At 62.4% G+C, this 18,577-nt stretch carries 16 protein-coding genes and 1 pseudogene; 10 read left to right on the forward strand and 7 right to left on the reverse strand.

The features are described 5' to 3' along the window. Positions 1 to 40: 40 nt before the first annotated feature. Both HZA32_20445 and HZA32_20450 read left to right on the forward strand, forming a co-directional pair. Positions 41 to 916: a helix-turn-helix transcriptional regulator gene (locus tag HZA32_20445; GenBank protein MBI5426454.1), complete on the forward strand. Its 876-nt coding sequence runs from the start codon at positions 41 to 43 to the stop codon at positions 914 to 916. A gap of 448 nt (positions 917 to 1,364) precedes the next feature. After that, a complete protein-coding gene (locus tag HZA32_20450) occupies positions 1,365 to 3,215 on the forward strand; it encodes a SulP family inorganic anion transporter (GenBank protein ID MBI5426455.1) in 1,851 nt (616 codons plus the stop codon). A 461-nt stretch (positions 3,216 to 3,676) separates the two neighbouring features. Here the strand turns inward: HZA32_20450 and HZA32_20455 are convergent. The 3 genes and pseudogenes from HZA32_20455 to HZA32_20465 all read right to left on the reverse strand — a co-directional run bounded on the left by HZA32_20455 (position 3,677) and on the right by HZA32_20465 (position 9,110). Next, positions 3,677 to 3,811, reverse strand: a pseudogene (locus HZA32_20455) (transposase). Between the two features lie 573 nt (positions 3,812 to 4,384). After that, a complete protein-coding gene (locus HZA32_20460; GenBank protein MBI5426456.1) occupies positions 4,385 to 7,270 on the reverse strand; it encodes a relaxase domain-containing protein in 2,886 nt (961 codons plus the stop codon). A 940-nt stretch (positions 7,271 to 8,210) separates the two neighbouring features. Then, on the reverse strand, positions 8,211 to 9,110 hold the full coding sequence (locus tag HZA32_20465) for a hypothetical protein (protein MBI5426457.1): 900 nt from the start codon (positions 9,108 to 9,110) through the stop codon (positions 8,211 to 8,213). 397 nt (positions 9,111 to 9,507) lie between these two features. On the opposite strand from HZA32_20465, the gene HZA32_20470 reads away from it, so the two are divergent. Beyond that, entirely contained in the window at positions 9,508 to 10,095 is a 588-nt protein-coding gene (locus HZA32_20470; GenBank protein ID MBI5426458.1) for a cation transporter, read from the forward strand. 125 nt (positions 10,096 to 10,220) lie between these two features. Here HZA32_20470 and HZA32_20475 read toward each other — a convergent pair whose 3' ends face one another. From HZA32_20475 to HZA32_20485, 3 genes are all read right to left on the reverse strand, one after another. Further along, positions 10,221 to 10,547, reverse strand: coding sequence for a hypothetical protein (locus HZA32_20475; GenBank protein MBI5426459.1), 327 nt, complete (start codon positions 10,545 to 10,547; stop codon positions 10,221 to 10,223). A 77-nt stretch (positions 10,548 to 10,624) separates the two neighbouring features. Next, complete coding sequence (locus HZA32_20480; protein ID MBI5426460.1) at positions 10,625 to 11,026, reverse strand: response regulator; 402 nt, start codon at positions 11,024 to 11,026, stop codon at positions 10,625 to 10,627. Between the two features lie 248 nt (positions 11,027 to 11,274). Next, positions 11,275 to 11,709 carry a response regulator gene (locus HZA32_20485; GenBank protein ID MBI5426461.1) on the reverse strand — a complete coding sequence of 145 codons (435 nt, stop codon included), beginning with the start codon at positions 11,707 to 11,709 and terminating at the stop codon, positions 11,275 to 11,277. Between the two features lie 31 nt (positions 11,710 to 11,740). On the opposite strand from HZA32_20485, the gene HZA32_20490 reads away from it, so the two are divergent. After that, positions 11,741 to 12,061 (forward strand): helix-turn-helix transcriptional regulator, encoded by a 321-nt coding sequence (locus HZA32_20490; GenBank protein ID MBI5426462.1) that lies wholly within the window; start codon positions 11,741 to 11,743, stop codon positions 12,059 to 12,061. A 502-nt stretch (positions 12,062 to 12,563) separates the two neighbouring features. On the opposite strand, the gene HZA32_20495 is transcribed toward HZA32_20490, so the two are convergent. Further along, positions 12,564 to 12,956 carry a heavy metal-responsive transcriptional regulator gene (locus HZA32_20495; GenBank protein MBI5426463.1) on the reverse strand — a complete coding sequence of 131 codons (393 nt, stop codon included), beginning with the start codon at positions 12,954 to 12,956 and terminating at the stop codon, positions 12,564 to 12,566. Between the two features lie 50 nt (positions 12,957 to 13,006). Here HZA32_20495 and HZA32_20500 point away from each other — a divergent pair, with 50 nt between their 5' ends. From HZA32_20500 to HZA32_20525, 6 genes are all read left to right on the forward strand, one after another. Then, complete coding sequence (locus HZA32_20500; protein MBI5426464.1) at positions 13,007 to 13,591, forward strand: cation transporter; 585 nt, start codon at positions 13,007 to 13,009, stop codon at positions 13,589 to 13,591. Between the two features lie 7 nt (positions 13,592 to 13,598). Further along, a complete protein-coding gene (merA, locus tag HZA32_20505) occupies positions 13,599 to 15,071 on the forward strand; it encodes a mercury(II) reductase (protein MBI5426465.1) in 1,473 nt (490 codons plus the stop codon). Positions 15,072 to 15,529: 458 nt separating this feature from the next. Beyond that, complete coding sequence (locus HZA32_20510; protein ID MBI5426466.1) at positions 15,530 to 16,222, forward strand: metallophosphoesterase; 693 nt, start codon at positions 15,530 to 15,532, stop codon at positions 16,220 to 16,222. A gap of 24 nt (positions 16,223 to 16,246) precedes the next feature. Beyond that, positions 16,247 to 16,567 (forward strand): helix-turn-helix domain-containing protein, encoded by a 321-nt coding sequence (locus HZA32_20515; GenBank protein MBI5426467.1) that lies wholly within the window; start codon positions 16,247 to 16,249, stop codon positions 16,565 to 16,567. Then, a complete protein-coding gene (locus HZA32_20520; protein MBI5426468.1) occupies positions 16,564 to 17,793 on the forward strand; it encodes a type II toxin-antitoxin system HipA family toxin in 1,230 nt (409 codons plus the stop codon). Before HZA32_20515 ends, HZA32_20520 begins: the two co-directional genes overlap by 4 nt. 30 nt (positions 17,794 to 17,823) lie before the next feature. Then, positions 17,824 to 18,546 carry a metallophosphoesterase gene (locus HZA32_20525; protein MBI5426469.1) on the forward strand — a complete coding sequence of 241 codons (723 nt, stop codon included), beginning with the start codon at positions 17,824 to 17,826 and terminating at the stop codon, positions 18,544 to 18,546. The last annotated feature ends 31 nt before the right edge of the window (positions 18,547 to 18,577 follow it).

Consider the following 18,577-nt stretch of genomic DNA (forward strand, 5'->3'; position numbering starts at 1 on the left):
GTTGTCTCGCACGCTAGATAAACCGTAGTTCGCCAGAATCATGAGCAACATCGCGAATGAAGAAATCGCCTTCCCGGTCCTCGAAGCGGCTCTTTGCTCTTACCCCCGACGGCTTCACGTTTTCCCGAAAACCAAAGTGCACGAGCATTCGTTCTTTGAATTGGCGTTCGCGCTCGAAGACGGGGCTGCTTGGGACTTTCCGGATCTTCGCAAGAGGGTTACCCTTCCCAAAGGATACTGGATTCTGACTCCCCCAAAAACCAGACACGCTGAATTCTTCACCCATCATCGCGATCCCCTGTTAGGCTGGATCGGATTTACAGTGCCGGCGGGCTGCTCGCTGGAGAGCGCTCTGGTCAACAGGGCGTTTCGAGCCTTTCGTTGCTTTTCGGGCCCCGATCATCCGCAGAAGCTTCTAGACGAAATATTAAATGAACAGGAGCACGCACTACTCTATTGGAAGCAAAAGCGACGCTTGGTGCTTCAGCGGCTAGTCCTTACTCTTATGAGGGACGCAAAAGAGGATGAAGTTCATCCTGCAACGATTGAGCGCGTCATCCCGCATCTTTCGGCGAATCTTCCGACTTATCTGGATAATGCAGCTTACTTTCTGGCTGAACATTTTGCCAGGCCGTCGGCCGTGACCGAGGTCGCTCAATTTTATCGCGTTTCTGAAACGCACTTCATGCGCTTGTTCAGGAGGCGGTTTAAGGTTTCGCCCAAAGCATTTCAAATGGATGCACGTAACGCAGAAGTTAAGCGCCTTCTTGAAAGCACGGACAACGATCAGCTTTCTATCGCCGTGCAGTGCGGATTTCATGATGCATCGCACCTCTCAAAGTTTTTTAGGAAACGCAACGGCATCACACCGCAAGCCTTTCGCGAGAGAGTTTCCAAATCAGAGAAGGCTCAATAGCCGGCTAGGATCGACGCTTCGTTGATCTCGCGAAACAGGGAACGTCAAAGTCTGGAATATACAACAGCGGCTTCAGTAGTTACAATGCCGTAGGCTTTAACAATAGTGGGTAATCTGGTGTTTTTGGGCGATTGAAACGCTACGCTCTCCAGATATCGGCTTGGTTTCGATGCTTCTATGCGGGAATGCAGAGCTCGCCTGTTAATCGCCTACAGGCTCGTGACGTTCTGCAATTTTACCGCCGCAGTTCCAGTTGCTGCATGGCGGTCGCCGGCACGGAGGTTTGTCAGCGCTGGCGGCGTCACATGGCGCCGACCATGCAAGTGAATTCAGACTTCAGTCCCGTCCACGTAGCCGGCCAGTCGTTTGTCGCTGGCCCTGTGACCGGCTATGGCCGCCGGACCGGATGCAAGCCGGGGCTAGTAGCGAAATTCCATTCCTTTCGTCCATGGTGAATAAAATTTTCAAGTCTGCGCAAATGGACGAACTCAACGACCTGACGGAGGTCGCAGAGCGACGGCTCACCAAACTGGGTGGTCGGCTGCGGGATAATCTGGTCCCGCCCCTGTTGCGTAGCCTGCCGGAAAGCGACCGGTCTGCCTGGCGAGCCGACCTCGTAGCCGGCCTGACGATTGCCGCACTCACCATTCCTCAATCTGTCGCCTTCGCCCTGCTGATCGGCATCCCCGTGCCCGCCGTCATCGCCTGCGCGATCGTGGGCACGGTGATTTGTTCCCTCTATTGCTCTTCGCGCCATCTCGTCTTCGGCCCGACCAACACTATCAGCCTGATTCTCGCAGGAGCGCTGCTCACTCTCGCCGACAATCCCCTCGACCCGCTTCAAAAGGTGCTCCTCATCGGGTTCTTGATGGGCACCTTGCAACTGGCCGCCGGCCTCACCGGTTTCGGCAAGATCACGCAATTTGTCTCACGTTCCGTCATCGTCGGCTACACCACCGCGGTCGGCACCCTCATCGCCATCGGCCAGATGGGCAATCTCTTCGGCATCGCCCGAGGCCCGGAGGTAAGTCTGCCCGGCACCCTCAGGCACCTCGCCGCGAACGTCATCACGTTCAACTTCAACGAGGCCACGGCCGTAGTTGGCCTCGGCAGCCTGCTTCTCATCATCTGGCTACGCCGGTGGCGGCCCCGCTGGCCCGACGGCCTGCCCACCTTGATCCTTGCAGGATTGGCCTCATGGGCCTTGCATCTCGATGAACACGGTGTGGGTGTCGTGCGCGACTTGGGCGAGATTTCGGGCGGCGTGCCTTTCTTCACCGGTTTTCCGCTCAATGCCGACGGCCTCGCGTTGCTGCCAAGTATCACCAGCGTCGCGATTGCGGCCGCCGTCCTGGGCATGCTCGAGTCGGTCACCATCGCCAAGAGCCTCGCAACCAAAACGGGCCAGCGCATCGATCCGGATCAGGAACTCATCGGCATGGGACTGGGTAATCTGATCGGCGCGGGTTTCGGCGCCATGCCCGGCTCCGCCTCCTTCCTGCGCAGCGCCGCCGGCCTCCAAGCCGGGGCGCGCACCCAGTGGGCCGTGATCACTGGCAGCGCCGTGGTGCTCTTGCTCGTTCTGTTGCTCGCACCGTTACTGGCCTATATCCCTATTGCCGCCATCGCCGCCTACCTGATCGTCATCGCTATCCGGCTCTTCCAACCTGCGCAGATCTTCATCGTCCGCCGCTCCACGCGCGCCGACGCCATGGTCTTCTGGGTCACACTGATCGCCGCCCTCTTCCTGCAACTCGACACCGCCATCTACACCGGCATCGGCATCTCCCTGGTGTTGTTCCTGCAAAAGGCCAGTGCGCCCACTTTGCTGGAGCACGCCTTCGACGAACAGGGCCAGCTGTCGCAGATCGACGCTCCTGCCGAGCGCAATCACCCGCAGGTCTCTATTGTGCACGTGGAAGGCGATTTGTTCTTCGGAGCGGCGGACCTCTTCCAGGAAGGCGTCCGACGGCTCGCCGAGGACCCGAACATCCGCGTATTCATCCTGAGGATGAAAAACGCTCGGCATCTCGACGCGACAACGGTCATGGCGCTGGGCCAGTTGCTCGACTACCTGCAATCGCAGGACCGGCATCTGCTCATCTCCGGGGTCCACGGCGATGTGGCCGTCGTGCTCAAGCGTAGCGGCCTGCACGCCAAGATCGGGTTGGACAATCTCTTCCCCGCCGAGGAAAACTCCACGATGGCCACCAAAAAGGCCCTTCAGCGCGCCCAAGATCTCATTGGCGTCAAACCCGACCTCCGAGTCTTTTATCAACGATCCGCTGCCGCTCCGTAGACGACCGTCTCTCGTCGCCTCTTCCCATGTCACTTTCAACGCAGCCCGGTCCGCCCCCGCCCAAGGCCAAGGCACCTTTTCACCTGATGACCAAGCCCATTGGGTCGCGGGGCAACCTCGACTGCAGCTATTGTTTCTATCTAGAGAGGGAAAAACTCTACACCGACGTCGGCGGAATGCGCATGAAGCCCGAGGGGTTGGAAACGTATGTCCGGGATTACATCGCCGCACAGCCTGGCCCGGTCGTCAGCTTCGCCTGGCTGGGCGGCGAACCGACGCTGCTCGGAGTAGACTTCTTTCGCACCGCTACCGCCCTGCAGGCCCAATACGCCAACGGGAAGACCATCGAGAACGCCTTTCAGACCAACGGTGTCCTCTTGGATGACGAGTGGGGCGCGTTCCTCCAACAACACCGGTTTCTGCCGCAACTCGCCCGCGGCGTCTTTGGCCAGCACCGCGAGCATCCGGGCGAACAGCCCACTGGCACACCAGCGTCGGTAACGCGCATAGACCGAGGACCACGGTCCGTAACGCTCAGGCAGATCCCGCCACGGCAGACCGGTGCGCAACACGAAGAGGATAGCGCTGAGCATCAGCCGGTCGTCCTTCGGTGGTCGACCCCGTCGTCGCCGTCGAGTGGGACATTTTGTAGCAGTCGCGCGACGACTGCGATCAGATCAATTTTTTTAGCCGCGCCCACCGCGGCTCCGGGATCATCCGACGATCTGAACAGAACATGGTCCCGCTCTGACTCCTGTCCTCATTACCGGTTCCGCCATTTTGCAAACACACCCCTAGCTATCTGCAAGCACGGCCCGACTCATCGGTCGGCTCAACCCGAACGTCGGTAACAAGGGGCCCGAGAAACTTGTCACCCTCCGCAAACCTGGCGGAATCTCCGATGCTGATCTGCGCGGCCAGGCCTTGGCTGACCGCAAGGTAGACCGCATTTAGGTGGTGGCCGCGCACCCTGACTTCGTGGGCAGCGAAAACGACCACACAATTTGTCTCGTCCTCGGATAATTCGGCGCGAAGCAGGAGCGCATAGGGCAGAGCGATCTGCTGACGGTGGGACTTCAGGCGCAAGCAAACGGCGGGGACATCCTGGGTGACAAGACAACCGGGATTGCGGGGTTGGTCTGCGCCCGGGAATTTGGGTTTTAGTCCGCTCATAAGCGCATGCGCATGCCTTGGTCGGGGGCTTCGGAATGGCGGTGACCCGGTGAATAGTCCTCCGACGCATGGGAACAAACCCGCTCCACGGCCCGCACCGGGATGCGATGGATTTCTGGCGGAGGCAGAAATCGGACATCCGGTTGGGCAACGAGATAATCGACGACTTGCGCACGCACCTGTTGTAGGTAATTCCAAGCGCGGGCCAAATGGGTCCGTAGATCGGGACGGAATGATCTGGTGAATTCCAACGCGCTCGTGCGAGCTTCAGATCGCAGGCCCGCCGCATCGAGAAAATCTTCGCGATCAGGCACGAAGATTCGGACCGATTCACGACCGCGGGTAGCAGCGACATAAAGACCCTCACGGGAAGCGGCGCCGGCGAGGAAGACCTTATCCACGGTGACGCCCTGGGAAGCGTGCGATGTTAGCGCGTAGCCGTAGGCGACCTGCCGGGTATGCAGGGTGGAGCCGTCCTGCAGCACGATCTGACCGGCGGCATTGACGGACTGAACCATCACCACGGCTCCGTTCGCCAACCGACGAATCTGCCCAGATGGGGATTCAACGCGGGCGATGGAGCGGAGCCGCAGCCGGTCGCCGGCCGTGACAGGATTGGGACGCTCTTCGCACACCGTCCACGTGAGTCCGGATTGGCAGGGAGATAGCGACAGCTCAGTGGTGCCGCGCGTCGCAATGATCCGACGTTTTTCTTTGCGAAGCACGCGCAATTCGTCGCCGCGCGAAAAATGCTTGGTGTCCTTGTGCGCCACCAGCACGTCACCCGGCCGGTAGTTGCGAATGTTCTTCTGCTGGGCGTGGGTCCAGTCCTTCGCCCGCAGCGCCACGAACTTCTGGTCCTCGCCCGTGAGTTGTCCATTGGTTCGCAGGCGGTGCCGGGCGATGACGTTCAGTTGGTCGATTTCGGTCCAGGTGGGCGCGACCATCAAGGCCGTCTTGGCGCGCTCAGCCTGTCCGGTAGCCGTGCGCACCAACTTCGTTTCCAGCGTGGCTTGAAACCATTCGCGAACCATGTGCTCGCGGCGGAGCGCGGGATTTTCGATTTCGACCACGGCTCCCATGCGGTCCAGTCGCTTGAGTCCGGCCGCCACCCGACCGGCGGCCAGATCCTCCGCCGCGGCCTTGTAGGCGGGGTTGACGGCCTGTCGGTGGACCTCGCTCAAGGTCACAACCCGGACCCTCGTTTCCCGCTCGATGATCCGGGCGGCGTCCCCAGCCTCGACACTCTTGTGCTGGGCGGAATCGCCCACGAGGAGCAACCGGGCCTGCTGCTTCTCGGCGATGTCCACCAATTGCTTCAACTGGCGGACGGAAAGCAGCCCGTATTCGTCAACCACCAACACGCTGCGCTTGAGTGATTGCTGAAGGCTCTCGTCCACCAACAATCGCTGAACGGTGTGCGCACCGCCCAAGACATGGCCCGCGCCGGAATGACCGGCGGCGCCCTGTCGCTGGCCGTCCTCGTGCAGGATTGTCACGGCCTGGGTGCTTGGGGCGAAGCAGGCCATCCTGCAGTCAAACCGGGTGACGCCCTCGATCAGGGTGGCCAAAGTCTGGGTCTTGCCTGTGCCGGCCCGGCCTCGGAGGACTGTGACCACGTCCCTCGAATCAAGCACCTGCTCCACGGCTTGCCGCTGTTCGCGTGTGAGATGGCCGCCTTCGGCGTAGGCCACAAACCCGAAGCCACTGTCATGACGACCAACCCCGGCATTGAGCCGGTCCACGAGGCTGCGTTCGAGGTCCAAGGCCGCCTGCGTGGAAACCTGCCCCTCCGCCCGTAGTAGGCGATCATCGACCGCAATGGCCGCCTTTGCCTCCTCCAATGAGTGCTGGCCGTAAGCCTCCCGGAGCACAGTGGCCGTGAATTCCTGCTCGGAAACGACCGTGCGGCGCTCGAACAGATGTTCGGCCGCGCGCGCAATCGCTTCGCTCAGGGCAAGCCTCTCGGGCGGCCCGGAGCAAAGGGCTCCGGTTTTGAGGGCCTGGAGCTGCGCCAATTCACCCTCGTTCACTTGGGCCAATTGGCCTTGGCGCACCTCATCCGGAGTCAGCTCATATTGCTTAGCCGCGCGGTTTTCTCGAACAAGGAGGGCAATTTCATCGCGGGAAAGTTCGCGGCCAAGTTCGACCTCGCGGACCTTGATGGCGGCATCGCGCTGCTGCGCCCGTTTTGAAAAGCGTTCGAGTAAATCTGAAGATACACCGGCCAGTTCGAAGCCGTGATCCCTGCGTTCGATGGCATAGCCGAGCCGTTGGACTTCCCGAGCAAGGGCATTGCGGTAAACCTCCGTCAGGTAACGGGTGTTTTCAAAGATGGCCGAGCTTTCCAAGGCCATGAGTCGGCCTGTCTCACTTGCCGTCACGTTGAAGACGAAGGAGTGGGAATGCAGGTGCGGGTCCAGCGCCCGGCTTTCGCCGTGGCGGAAGACGGCAGCGGCGATGCCACCGGAGGCGACATGACGCTTGTTCAGGCCCCGACCGGTCTGGTGCCGGGCGAAGGATTCCAGCTCATGGAGAGCCTTCCGGACCGCGGTTTCATGGGCAGCGATCAGCCGGTCATCTCCCCCGATGAAGGCTTGGATCGAGACCGACTTGGGGGCGTTAAACACGGCATCGTAACCGGCCCGCCGGCCGGCGGCCATGCGCTCGGTGAGCTGTTCGTCCGTCAGAGCGTGGCGGTTGGCGGCAATACGCTCGAACGCCTCATCAGTGATCGCCGCTCCTTCGGCGAGCCCCACGGCGGCGCAGAGCCGCCCCTGGCAGTGGCCCTCCACCTTCATGCCTTGGGCATAGTAGTCGGCTTGCCGGAGGTATTCCCCCAGGGCTTTGCCGAAGCCTTTCACCATACGAATCGTCAGCATCCCCCACCTCCGGAAACCCAACCCGAACTGATCGAACAAATATCGCTCAAAACACCTGAACTCAACCACTCCAAACACTCACCGAAGACAAAACACTCACACGATGAAGCAACGAAGACATTCCACCAACTCATCCATCTGAAACTCACATCAACAACGAAACCTGAATAACCAGACCACTGACCGACCAAAACCAAAAGAAAACAATGAGGAATGACACCAACGTCCAAGCGTTGCCGCTTAGATTGCGCCCGAGGCGCTCCCCTTGCGCTACCCAAGCACCACGCATACAGTGACCCATTCACCACCATGTCGCTGCCCATCCACTCCCCGCTTGCCACCACTCGACCCACCACGCTGTCCCAAGCCGTGGCCCAGGCGCGACACCCGCGCAACCACGCGACCGCCCAGTTGGAACCGCATCGCGAGGAATTGCTGCGGTTGGCCCAAGCCGGCGAATCGGCCGAGTCGCTGGTCGGCGGCCTGTGGTTGATCGGTATCGAGATCGGCCGCGAAACCATGCGGCGGTGGCTCCAACGGGAATTAGGCCGCAGACCGGCCAAGCGGTCCCGGCGGCAAAAGCCGGTGAGAGGATCGCGAATCGGGGCCATCTCCACGCCGACGAACCCGGTTGCCGCAGGGCCAGTTTTGGCCCCGGTAGCACCAGCGGATCGGGTCGCTGCCTCCCCGGCATCTCCAGCCGCCACGCCCACGCCGCACCCCGGCCCGGCACGCGGTGGCGCCAATGATCCGGTGCCACAAGGCACGAGGTTTATCCGCCCAGGCGAAACGCCATTGGAAGCCTGGCGCCGGCGGCAGGCCGAGGCAGGAGCTGGGACCTGTAACACGAGCGCAGCAACGGAGAGCGGACAGGAAAAGGTAATCGTCACCCCACCAGCCTAACGGACACGAACCCCAGGAGGAGCGCGCACAGCGAACATCAGTTCAATCCGTGTTCGCTCCAGGCGAACATGGATCGGCCATCCGGGGCCGGCACGGACCATGGATCGGCTTCGCGGAGCCGTTCCGTCAGGGCGGCATGAAGCGAGACCCGCACGGATTGGTCAGACAGGTAGCCGGGGGCTGTCGAGTTGAACCAGCGGACCAGCTCACGGATCTTCTTACGGCTTCGCTTCGCCAGCATCCGGTAGTGTGGCTCCTTCGCGGCATACCACCCCCAGCGGTGTTGGTTGGTTTCCCACCAAAGGGCCACGGTTCCTTCCAACTTCAGTTTGGACCGTCTGGTGCCCTCGCGGCGAAGGCCGGGCAGCGCGTCGAGCAGATACCCCTCGGCCGGATGACCGTGCAGGAAGATTTGTTGCAGCCGACGGTGAAAGGCACCCCACCACGGCGGATGGATGCGCGCCAGACGTGCGGCCACCGCGTGCGTGGGTTCATCGGCAAAACAGGTGTCCGTGATCACGCGTGGGTCGCGTGTCGCCCAAAAGGCCTTGGCTGTTTTACGCCGGATATCCTCCACATGAGATTTGTGCTGGCGCTGCGTTTCAACGAAGGCGGCCTGTAATTGTTCCATCCTGTTGCGGAGCGTCACGACGGTTTCCGATTCATCGGCGCCTCCTGGGCACTGGGCGCGCCGTTCTGAGAAATAAGCGTGCTGGGCAGACTCCATTTCGTCCCGGAGCGACTGATAGGCCGGGCCGCCAGCCTTCTCGAAGGCGGGTTCAGTCACTCGCTCTTGGGCGAAGTCAAGCCGGCCGACCCAGCGGTGGAGTTGCCGATGACGAATTGCCGCGCTGATCTCGGTGACGAAGGGTGCCGCCAGCTCCGGACGGCCTTCAAGGCAGGGCGGAATCTTCGTAGCCCGCCAAACGCGGCTCACCGCCCAATCCGAAAGGACTTGGGTCCAGGAGTTGAATCCTCTGGGCATCTTGGGTTGCAAAAGACCGGTATTATACCACAGGAGGCGATTTTCGCCAGCGGCGGTGCGGGCCGGCACTGGGAACACCCTCCCGTCGGACTCCGCGCGAGCGCTCTCCGTCCTCCGGGAGCGTGTTCCTTTCACGGCCGGCGATGGCCGGGAACGACTGCGGGAGGTCGGGGCGCGGCCCGCTGGCGCTCGCGCCCACCGCACCTGCGGCGCGTGGGCGCGGCCGACCCCGACCACCCGCAGTTTGCCCGGGTGGGAGCATCCATACGCACGGCTCTGCGAGGCTGCATTTGGTAGATAATAAGGCCATTGACAGCGTTGATTAAGCAGCGGAGCTAGACGCTCGAATATGAGCGATTGCGGATGCAGTTTCGAGGCACGCGACGCGGAGCAACGGAAAGTGCTGATGCGGCTGCTTACGATCAACGGCACGATGTTCGTGACGGAAATGGTGGTCGGACTGCTGGCCCATTCGACGGGCGTCATGGCTGACTCACTGGACATGCTGGCCGACGCCTTGGTCTACGGCACGGGACTCTACGCGATCGGGCGGTCCGCCATGACCAAGCACCGGGCGGCCTTTTGGAGCGGCATCTTCCAAGTGGTGCTCGCCGGTTCCATCCTCGTCGAAGTGGCGCGGCGGGCCATTTACGGGAGCGAGCCGAATTCGACGCTCATGATGGCCGTCTCCATGGTGGCGTTGGCAGCGAACGCTTACGGCCTGAAACTGCTCTCGAAGCATCGGAACGGCGAAGTGCACCTGCGGGCAAGCTGGATATTCTCCCGCAGCGACGTGATCGCGAACGCCGGCGTCATCCTGGCCGGTGTGCTGGTGGCGGTCACCGACTCGCGGTGGCCGGACCTCATCGTGGGCACCGCGATTGCCGCGGTGGTCCTGCACGGTGGACGCGAAATCCTCCGGGAAGCGAACGCATGAGCGCCTGACTAAACCTTTGACCTGCCGCACGCTCGACGGAGTGAACGCGACGATAAACTCAGCCACAAAAGGCTGGCCGGACCAGCAGGACCGCGCCGACCTGAGTCCGCCGACTGGAGAACACGTTAGCCCTGTTTCTTGTGGGGCGGCGATTCCACCAATGCGACGCTGATCAACCGAACGGCGGCATCGATTCCTTGCATCCTCTGCTCCGTGGCGGTGCGCCGCTTGATCGGGATCGGCGATTTGGACGCATGCTTGCGCCATTGCTCGCACCGCAACCGAAGCTCGTCAGCCAAGGCCTGGAGCAAGATCAGCAGATCCTCCGCCTCGCTCCTCCCCAGTTCGACGACCGTGTGCTGTTTGACGCTGCAAGACCGCAGGCCAAAACCGGTGGCGATTCCCGTTCCTTCCAGATGAGACAACAGATCGAAAGGCAGCCGCACGATCACGCCGGGAAATTGTGGCCGCCCCGGGGGCGCTCCCCGGGACGGCCGGCCCGTTGTGCGCGCGTCGCGAGACGATGGCATCAGGACGAGGGTGACCGGGCTTCCGCGTCAGGTCCCGTGCGCGGCGGGAGCAGGGCAAGACCCTGCTCAAGTTCAGCCAACAGTTGCGTCCACTCAAAAGGCTTGTGGAAGACCATCCTCCCGCCCGCTTTGGCGCAGTCCTCATCGAGTTCCCGGTAATGAATGCCGGTCATGAACCAGACCTGGAGCTGTCGGCCCGTCTCCCGTGCGACCGCCTGCAATTGGGCGCAGGTCTGAAAGCCGTTCATCCCCGGCATCTGGATATCCAGCAGGACACCATCAATCTGCTCCCGGCGGTAAGTTTCCAATGCCGCCAGGCCCGAATCGGCCTTGAAGGTCCGGTAACCGCAGACCTCCAGGTAATAGGCGACCGAGATGCAGACCGAAGATAGATCGTCCACCACCAACAGGGTCCGGGGCGGTGCTGCTCTTGGTGGCACTCCGCTACCGTCGGTCCCGACGGCGGGTTGCGGTTCCCCGATCATGGCCTGTAGAGGGCCATCTCCGGTTGAGGGGTTTGGGGGACGATTATTTTGGGCCATGACAATCTTGGGGAACACCACACTACGCTGGCCCGGCGCGTGCGGTGTCGGCAGTTTCCGGCTGAACCAATCGGAATCAACCGCAAAGGAGGAAGATCAGGGGAAGGTTAGGGCTGGGTGCGGGAGATCGGTTGGAGAATTTTTGAGGGGACCGCCGGCCGGGTATCTTCGACTGCCCGCAGCAGTTCCGCCAGCGCGATGTTCTTGGAGAATATGCCGTCCACGCGTAGGCCACGATAGCCATGTTCCTCCTCCGGTTTCAGCAGTGACGTATAGACGTAGATCCGCCCGCGAAAGGTCGTCTGGCGCAGAAGCTGGACCAGTTCCAGCCCGGTGAATCCGGGCATCCGATGGTCGGTGATGACGACGTCGATGCGGTCCATTTCCTCGAGCAGGATGTCCCAGGCTGCGTGTCCGTTCTCCGCCGCGCACACCCGGTGCCCCGCCGACTCCAGCAGGCCCGTGACCGCTTCACGGAAGAAGCGGTCGTCTTCGGCGCAGAGGATGTGGAGCAGTCGTTTTTGGGGTTCTGAAACACTCATTATCATAAATCACCGGATTTGCGGAGGTGATATGCGTTTGGGACAAGGTGTGGCGCAAGCAAAAACACACTCACAGTGTGTATATAGATATGTGCTTTTTCGTTACGATGAACGCTTGCGTCAGACCATACCCAGAGCATTCGGTCGCGTCCTGCGTTCCCACAGGGAGCGCAGAAAATGGAGCCAGCTACAGTTGGCGGAGAAGGCGGACCTTCATATCAACATGATCGGTATGCTTGAACGAGGGGAGAGAGGCCCGAGCTTGGAAACCGTGTTTCAGTTCTGTGAAATCTTTGAAGTTCCAGTGGATCGGTTCATGGCCGCAGTCGCCAACGAGCTGGAAATAGATTGATCGGTGACGAAGATATCAGCGCCTTTCACGTCACCCCGCCGTCTGAAGAACGTGACCGGTCAGAATATCCACCGCATCCGGATGGCGGCCAAGCCCAAGATCACCCATGACGACATGGCAGGTCGCCAAGCCCGACACGGCCTATAGCTATCCCAGCCACAGATTGCGAAGATCGAGAGCGGCCAGAGGCCCCTGCGCGACTTCGAGGTGGCCGCATTTGCCCGGGCTCTGAAAGTGCCTATTCAGACCTTGTTCAACGGCGTGTAGGGTCGTCCGGTCGGTTTGTCCTTACCGGGGAGTTGACCCCGCCTCCAGCAACCCGCCATCGCTTTCCCGACCGGTCCGACCACGCTATGCTACGCGGTTCATTATGCACAGCCAGCCAGCTGATCTATATGGACAGCTAGAGGAGGTTGCTTCGCCCTGACTTCGACGTGACGCGCAAGACTCCTGCCTGCTGGCGATTCTCGAAGCCTTGTGAGGTCTCTTGCCTCGTCCGGAATCATCGTTCGATGGCCCACAGCGCCGGGCAGGTTGTTCTCTTCTGCCGGTGCTGGCAGGCGACAACCAGTTTGCTCAGCACCCGCCGCAGGCGGCGCATCTCCTGCATCCGCCGGTCGAGGTCCGTGAGCTTCAACTCCAGCAGGTGCTTCATCTCCGCGCACGACTCCCCTGGCAAAATCCGCAGGTCAAGCAATTCGCGGATTTCCCGCAGGGTGAACCCGAGTTCCTTGGCCGACCGGATAAAGCGCAGCCGGAGCAGGGCCTCGTCGTCAAAGTCGCGGTATCCCGAGTCCGGCCAGCGATGCGCATCGGGCAGCAGGCCCTCGCGTTCGTAAAAACGGATGGTTTGCACGTTCACTCCGGCGGATTTCGCGAGTTCTCCAATGGTCATGAAGGGGGCGGTTGACCTTATACCATACTACAGGGTGTATAAGTGTCGCCATGCAAAAGTCGCGTTTTTCCTGGACCCTAGCCGGCGGTCTTCTCGCCGGATTCGCCGCGTCCCTCTGCTGCGTGGGGCCGCTGGTGTCGCTCGGCTTGGGGCTGGGTAGTTTCGCGGCGTCGGCCTGGTTCGCACAATGGCGGCCGGTATTTCTCGGGCTCACCTTCGCCCTGCTGGGACTCGCCTGGTATCTGACCTACCGTCGGCCAAAGACCGACTGTGCGGACGGTTCCTGTGCCCGACCGCCCGGCAAGGCGGCGCGGCTCAGCCTGTGGCTGGGCACGCTGATTGCCCTGGCGGCGGCGATCTACCCCGCGCTGCCCGCAGCCCATCGGCCGACTGTGGCGGCGGTGGCGGCCGGGGACGCCAGCTTCAGCGTTTCGATTCCGTCCATGGATTGCCCGCCTTGCGCCACCGGGATCGAAGCCAACCTACAACGCGCTCCGGGCGTAAAGCGGGCAACCGTTGATTTTGACAGCAAACGGGCGGTCATAGCTTACGATCCCGCTGTCACCAGCCGCGACCAGTTGCTCGCCCGGATCGACGCCACCGGATTCCAAGCCGAGCGCTCTTCCATCAAATAATCTCACCATGTCCGACTGCTGCTCAACCCAACGAACCTCCCCGACGCAGGGAAGCGGCACCGGCCGCTCGGGCGCCGAGGGCAAACACCTGCTAATCGTGGGCGGAGGCGGAGCCGCCTTTGCTGCCGCACTGAAGGCCTCCAGCCTCGGGGCCAGAGTCACGATCATCAACGACGGACTGCCCATGGGCGGCACCTGCGTCAACGTCGGGTGCGTGCCGTCCAAGACGCTCCTGCGCGCGGCCGAGTCGCTGCATCGCGCGCAACACCCACCGCCGTTCGCCGGCATCAGCACGTCGGGCCGGCTCGAAGACTTTTCCGCGGTCATGCGGCAGAAGCGCGAGCTGGTCGAGCAGCTCCGCCAGGCCAAATACGCCGACGTGATCGGCGACGATCCGAATATCACCTTTCGGCGCGGGCGGGGCAAACTGGTTGATAACCGCACGGTCAGCGTGGATGGCGAGCACCTCCACGGCGATGCCGTGCTGATCGCAACCGGCGCGCGGCCCGCCATTCCCGCCATCCCCGGCCTTGCGCAGGTCGCCTATTTGACGAACGAATCGGCCTTCGAGATGACGGCTTTGCCGGCTTCACTGCTCGTGCTGGGCGGTCGCTACATCGCCTTGGAAATCGCCCAGTTGTTCGCCCGGCTCGGCACCCGGGTGACCGTGTTGCAACGCTCTGCGCGGATCCTGCCCGATCAATCGCCGGAGTTGACCAACGCGCTCACCGCTTACCTCGAAGCCGAGGGCATCCGCGTTGTCACCGGAGTGCAGTCGCAACGGGTGGCCGAGCAGAACGGCGAGGTCGTTTTCGAGGCGACCGTCGGAGGCAAGTCCGAGCAGTTTCGCGCCGAACGGCTCCTCCTGGCGACGGGCCGCCAGCCCAACATCGACAGCCTCGGACTGCCCGCCGTGGGCGTCCTCACCGACGAGCGCGGATTTGTGCAAGTAGACGACATGTTGGCTACACCCGCGAAGGGAGTCTTCGCTGCCGGTGACGTGATCGGCGAACCCATGTTTGTCTATACAGCGGCCTACGAGGGCGCGCTCGCGGCGGAGAACGCCCTGACTGGTGCCGGGCGCACCCGCGACTACACCGCGCTGCCTTGGGTGGTCTTTACTGATCCCCAGGTCGCGGGCGTCGGTCTCGACGAAGCGGAAGCCCGGAAGCAGGGGATTCCGGCCGAGGCGGTGACCCTGCCACTCGCCCAAGTGCCGCGGGCCATCGCCGCGCGCGATACCCGCGGATTCATCCAACTGATTCGGAACCCCGAGACCGATCAGGTCCTCGGGGCACGGGTGCTCGCTCCCGAAGGCGGCGAACTGCTCATGGAAGTCGCCCTGGCGATCCGCCACGGCCTGACCGTGCAATCGCTCGCCACGGCGTTTCATCCCTATCTGACGCTCGGCGAAGGCATCAAACTCGCGGCGCTTTCCTTCGGCAAGGATGTGAAAAAACTGAGTTGCTGTGCCGCCTAACGCCTGCGGCTGTTCTGAGCATGGAGCGCGGTCACCGCGACGGAAACGCCTTAGCCGCCCTGACATGAAGCGTGGCGGGTTTATGCTCATCTCCGCACGAGGAGCCGTGGTGGCCTATTTTTGTGACAGCAATAGCCAGTGATAATGGTCAATGCTGTCGGAAAATAAACTTGGCGGAGATTGGCCGTATTCGTCGCGGCTTTTGGCCGTATTCGTCGCTTCTTTGTTGCTGGGGACGGGGTTGGTTCGGGGAGTGGGCGGGCGTTGCAGGGAGTCGCCGGAGCTCCGCGCATCGGCTCCCGATGCGCTGCCTACGGTGTGTCCGGCCTCGAGGCCGGCACACCTATCTGGGGGCTCGGGCCGCCCCCAGCCCCGGGCCTATTTTTCCACGCACTGTATGTTCGCGCCAGCTGATAGATTTGAACCCGAGCCCAAAGGATACTGTCATGGCGGCGACCATGAAACTGCTGCACGTTTCCGATCTGCATTTCCGCGTCCACTGGTTCGAGTGGGTGGCAGCGCAGGCGGCGCAATTCGATGCCGTGTGCTTCAGTGGAGACCTGCTGGATGTCTTCCCGAACGCGAGCATCGGCCTTCGAGCACAGTGCAAATGGATGCGCACTTGGCTCGGGAATTTTCCCGGGAGGATGTATGTGTGCAGCGGTAACCACGATTGGTGGCCGCCGCAGGAGCACGTCAGCGACAACGATACGCAGGGCGGTTGGCTGAAGAAGGCCGCCGGCCCGAAGGTGCGCGTCGATGGCACGTCGGAAATCTTCCAAGGGTATCGTTTCGTTTGCTGCCCTTGGTTTGGGGTTCCGGTGGTTCCCGGCTCCGAACCCGCCGTGGTGCTCGTGCACGCCCCGCCACTGGGCACACCGCTGTCCTCCGATTTGGGCCACGAGGCGGGCGATCCCGAAGTGACTGCGGCCGTCATGAAGCTGCCGGCCGGAAGCTTCGTTCTTTCGGGACACATCCATGATCCCAAGCGCTGGTGCCACCGCCTCGGCCCGGCGTGGTGTTTCAATCCGGGCGTGGATTTCCAGGCGCTGGAGCCGAATCACATCGTCATCGATACGGCGGCCGGGGAAGCTGAATTTCACGGCCGGGGCTCTATTCAGTGGGTCTCACTAGCGATTAAGAAACGGTAATATAATATCGACTAACGGCATAATATGACGATAGTCGCTGCTATGTTATCGCTAAGAAGCGCTCCGGAAGTCGCCGCTGAACTCGCCCAACGGGTTCGAGCGCGGCGCTTGCAGCGCGCCTGGACCCAAGCGGAAATGGCCCGGCGGGCGGGGATCAGGGAGGCGACCTATGTCCTGTTCGAGCGCACGGGCAAGATTTCACTCCTCCGGCTTTTGAAGGTGCTCGACATGCTGGGCCTGCTGGAAGAGTTCGACCGCATCGCGCGTGAGCCGGATTTGTCCACCGTGACGCTCGCTGAATTAGTGAAACCGACGCGGCAACGGGGCAGCCGGAAACGCCCATGAGCCAGATCACTGTCAGGTATCTCGGGCAAAGAGTGGGCCGTCTGGCGGAGACGTCGGCTGGCCTGGCGTTTGAATACGATCCCGGCTTCATCGCCACCGGCCACGAACTGTCCCCGTTCAATCTGCCGTTGCGGCCGGGCGTCCAAACCCGGGGCGGCCAGAAGTTGCCCGGATTGTTTGATGATTCCCTGCCCGATGCGTGGGGCCGGCGCGTGATGCTGGAGTGGTTTCGGCAGCAGGGGACCGCCGAGCACCAGGTGACGCCACTCGCGATGCTCGCCTTTGTCGGCGCCCACGGCATGGGGGCGTTGACCTATGAACCGGCGCGGGACGCCTCCGAGCATCCCTGGACCGCCGTGTCCTTGGACGCGCTGCAAGCGGCGGCCATGCGGGCGGAGCAGGCCGGAGAAATCGACCTGAACGTCTTGGCGGGAGTGGGCTCGTCCGCCGGCGGTGCCCGGCCGAAGGCGCTGATCGCACTGTCGCGGAAAGGCTCGGCTCGCACGCTCGCCGGCGCCGGGGAGGTGCCGACAACCCATGACGCCTGGCTCGTGAAGTTCGACACCAGCCCCGACAATGCGCATGGACCGATGGAGGAAGCCTATGCCCTGATGGCGCGGGCGGCCGGTGTCGAGATGCCCGAGACGCGGCTCCTCGAAACCAAGCAGGACGGCAATGTGCGGCGGCATTTCACGGTGAAGCGTTTCGACCGCGAGGGCGCGGAGCGCATCCATCACCACACCCTCGCCGCCATGCTGCAGGTGGGCGGCGGCGATTTGAATTATGAAACTTTTCTGCGGGTCGCGCGGCGCCTCACGCAGGACGAGGGCGAAGTCTGGCGCGCGTTCCGGCGGGCCGCGTTCAATGTGCTTGCCAGCAATCGCGACGATCATGGCAAGAACCATGGGTTTCTGTATCGGGGCAAAAAATGGCAGCTCGGACCCGCCTATGACCTGACTTTCTCCAGCGCCCAGCAACTGCCCGAGCGGGGCATGGCAATCCAAGGCGAGCGCCGGGCCGCCGGGGTGGAGCATTTGCTGGCGTTGGCCAAAAACGAAGGCCTCGCCCAGCGCCAGGCCGAGGGCATTATCGAGCAAGTCCGGGCCAGTGTCGCCCGTTGGCGGGAATTCGCGGACCAGGCGCAGGTGCCGATACTCAAGGCGGCGGAAGTGAGTCACGCGCTTGCTCCCGCGCCTCGCCAACGTCTTGGACCCTCAGCTTGGTAACCCGAGATTTTGACCGCTTGGAACCGGCTGATGACGCCCGAGGTCTGCCCCCGTCCCCATGAAACTGCTGCACGTCTCGATCTGCATTATCGCACCCACTGGTTCAAGTGGGTGGCGGCGCAGGCTTGCGGATACGATGCCGTCTGCCTGTCGGGTGATTTGCTGGACATGTTCGGCACCGCGAAAACCCCTTTGCGGCACCAGGCCAATTGGGTGCGCGACTGGCTGCGGGAATTTCCCGGCCGGTTGTTCGTCTGCTCCGGCAATCATGACTGGTGGGACGCGGATGGGATCGTGGACACGGATGCGCATTGCGGCTGGCTGGACAAGATGGGGCGGCCTGAGGTCACGGTCGACGGCCAGGGGGCCTATTGCGGCGACTACTACATTTTCTGTCATCCCTTCAGGTTCCCGCCGGTCTGGCCGCAGGCTCCTCAAGGGAAATGGATTCTGTTGCACCATGTTCCGCCGGCTTTGGCGGCGACCGGCATGGGTGGGACCGGTGGGAACGACAACGGCTGCCGGCTGTTGGCCGGAGCGCTGACCACCGCGGCCCGGCCACCGTGGATCGTCCTGTCGGGACACCTGCACAAACCGAAATCATGGCGAGGCCGGTGCGGTCCGTCCTGGTCGCTCAACCCTACCTTTGACGAACAGGCCGCGATCCCAAATCACATCATCATCGACACGGCGACCGGCACGGTGACGTGGGTCACGGAACGGGCCGGCCGCTGGCCGGTGCAGGTGCTGTGATTTTCAGCGCCAGCGCAGACCATCCCTTTCG

It is taken from the genome of Opitutia bacterium (assembly GCA_016217545.1).
In the GTDB taxonomy this organism is placed as follows: Bacteria; Verrucomicrobiota; Verrucomicrobiia; order Opitutales; family Opitutaceae; genus Didemnitutus.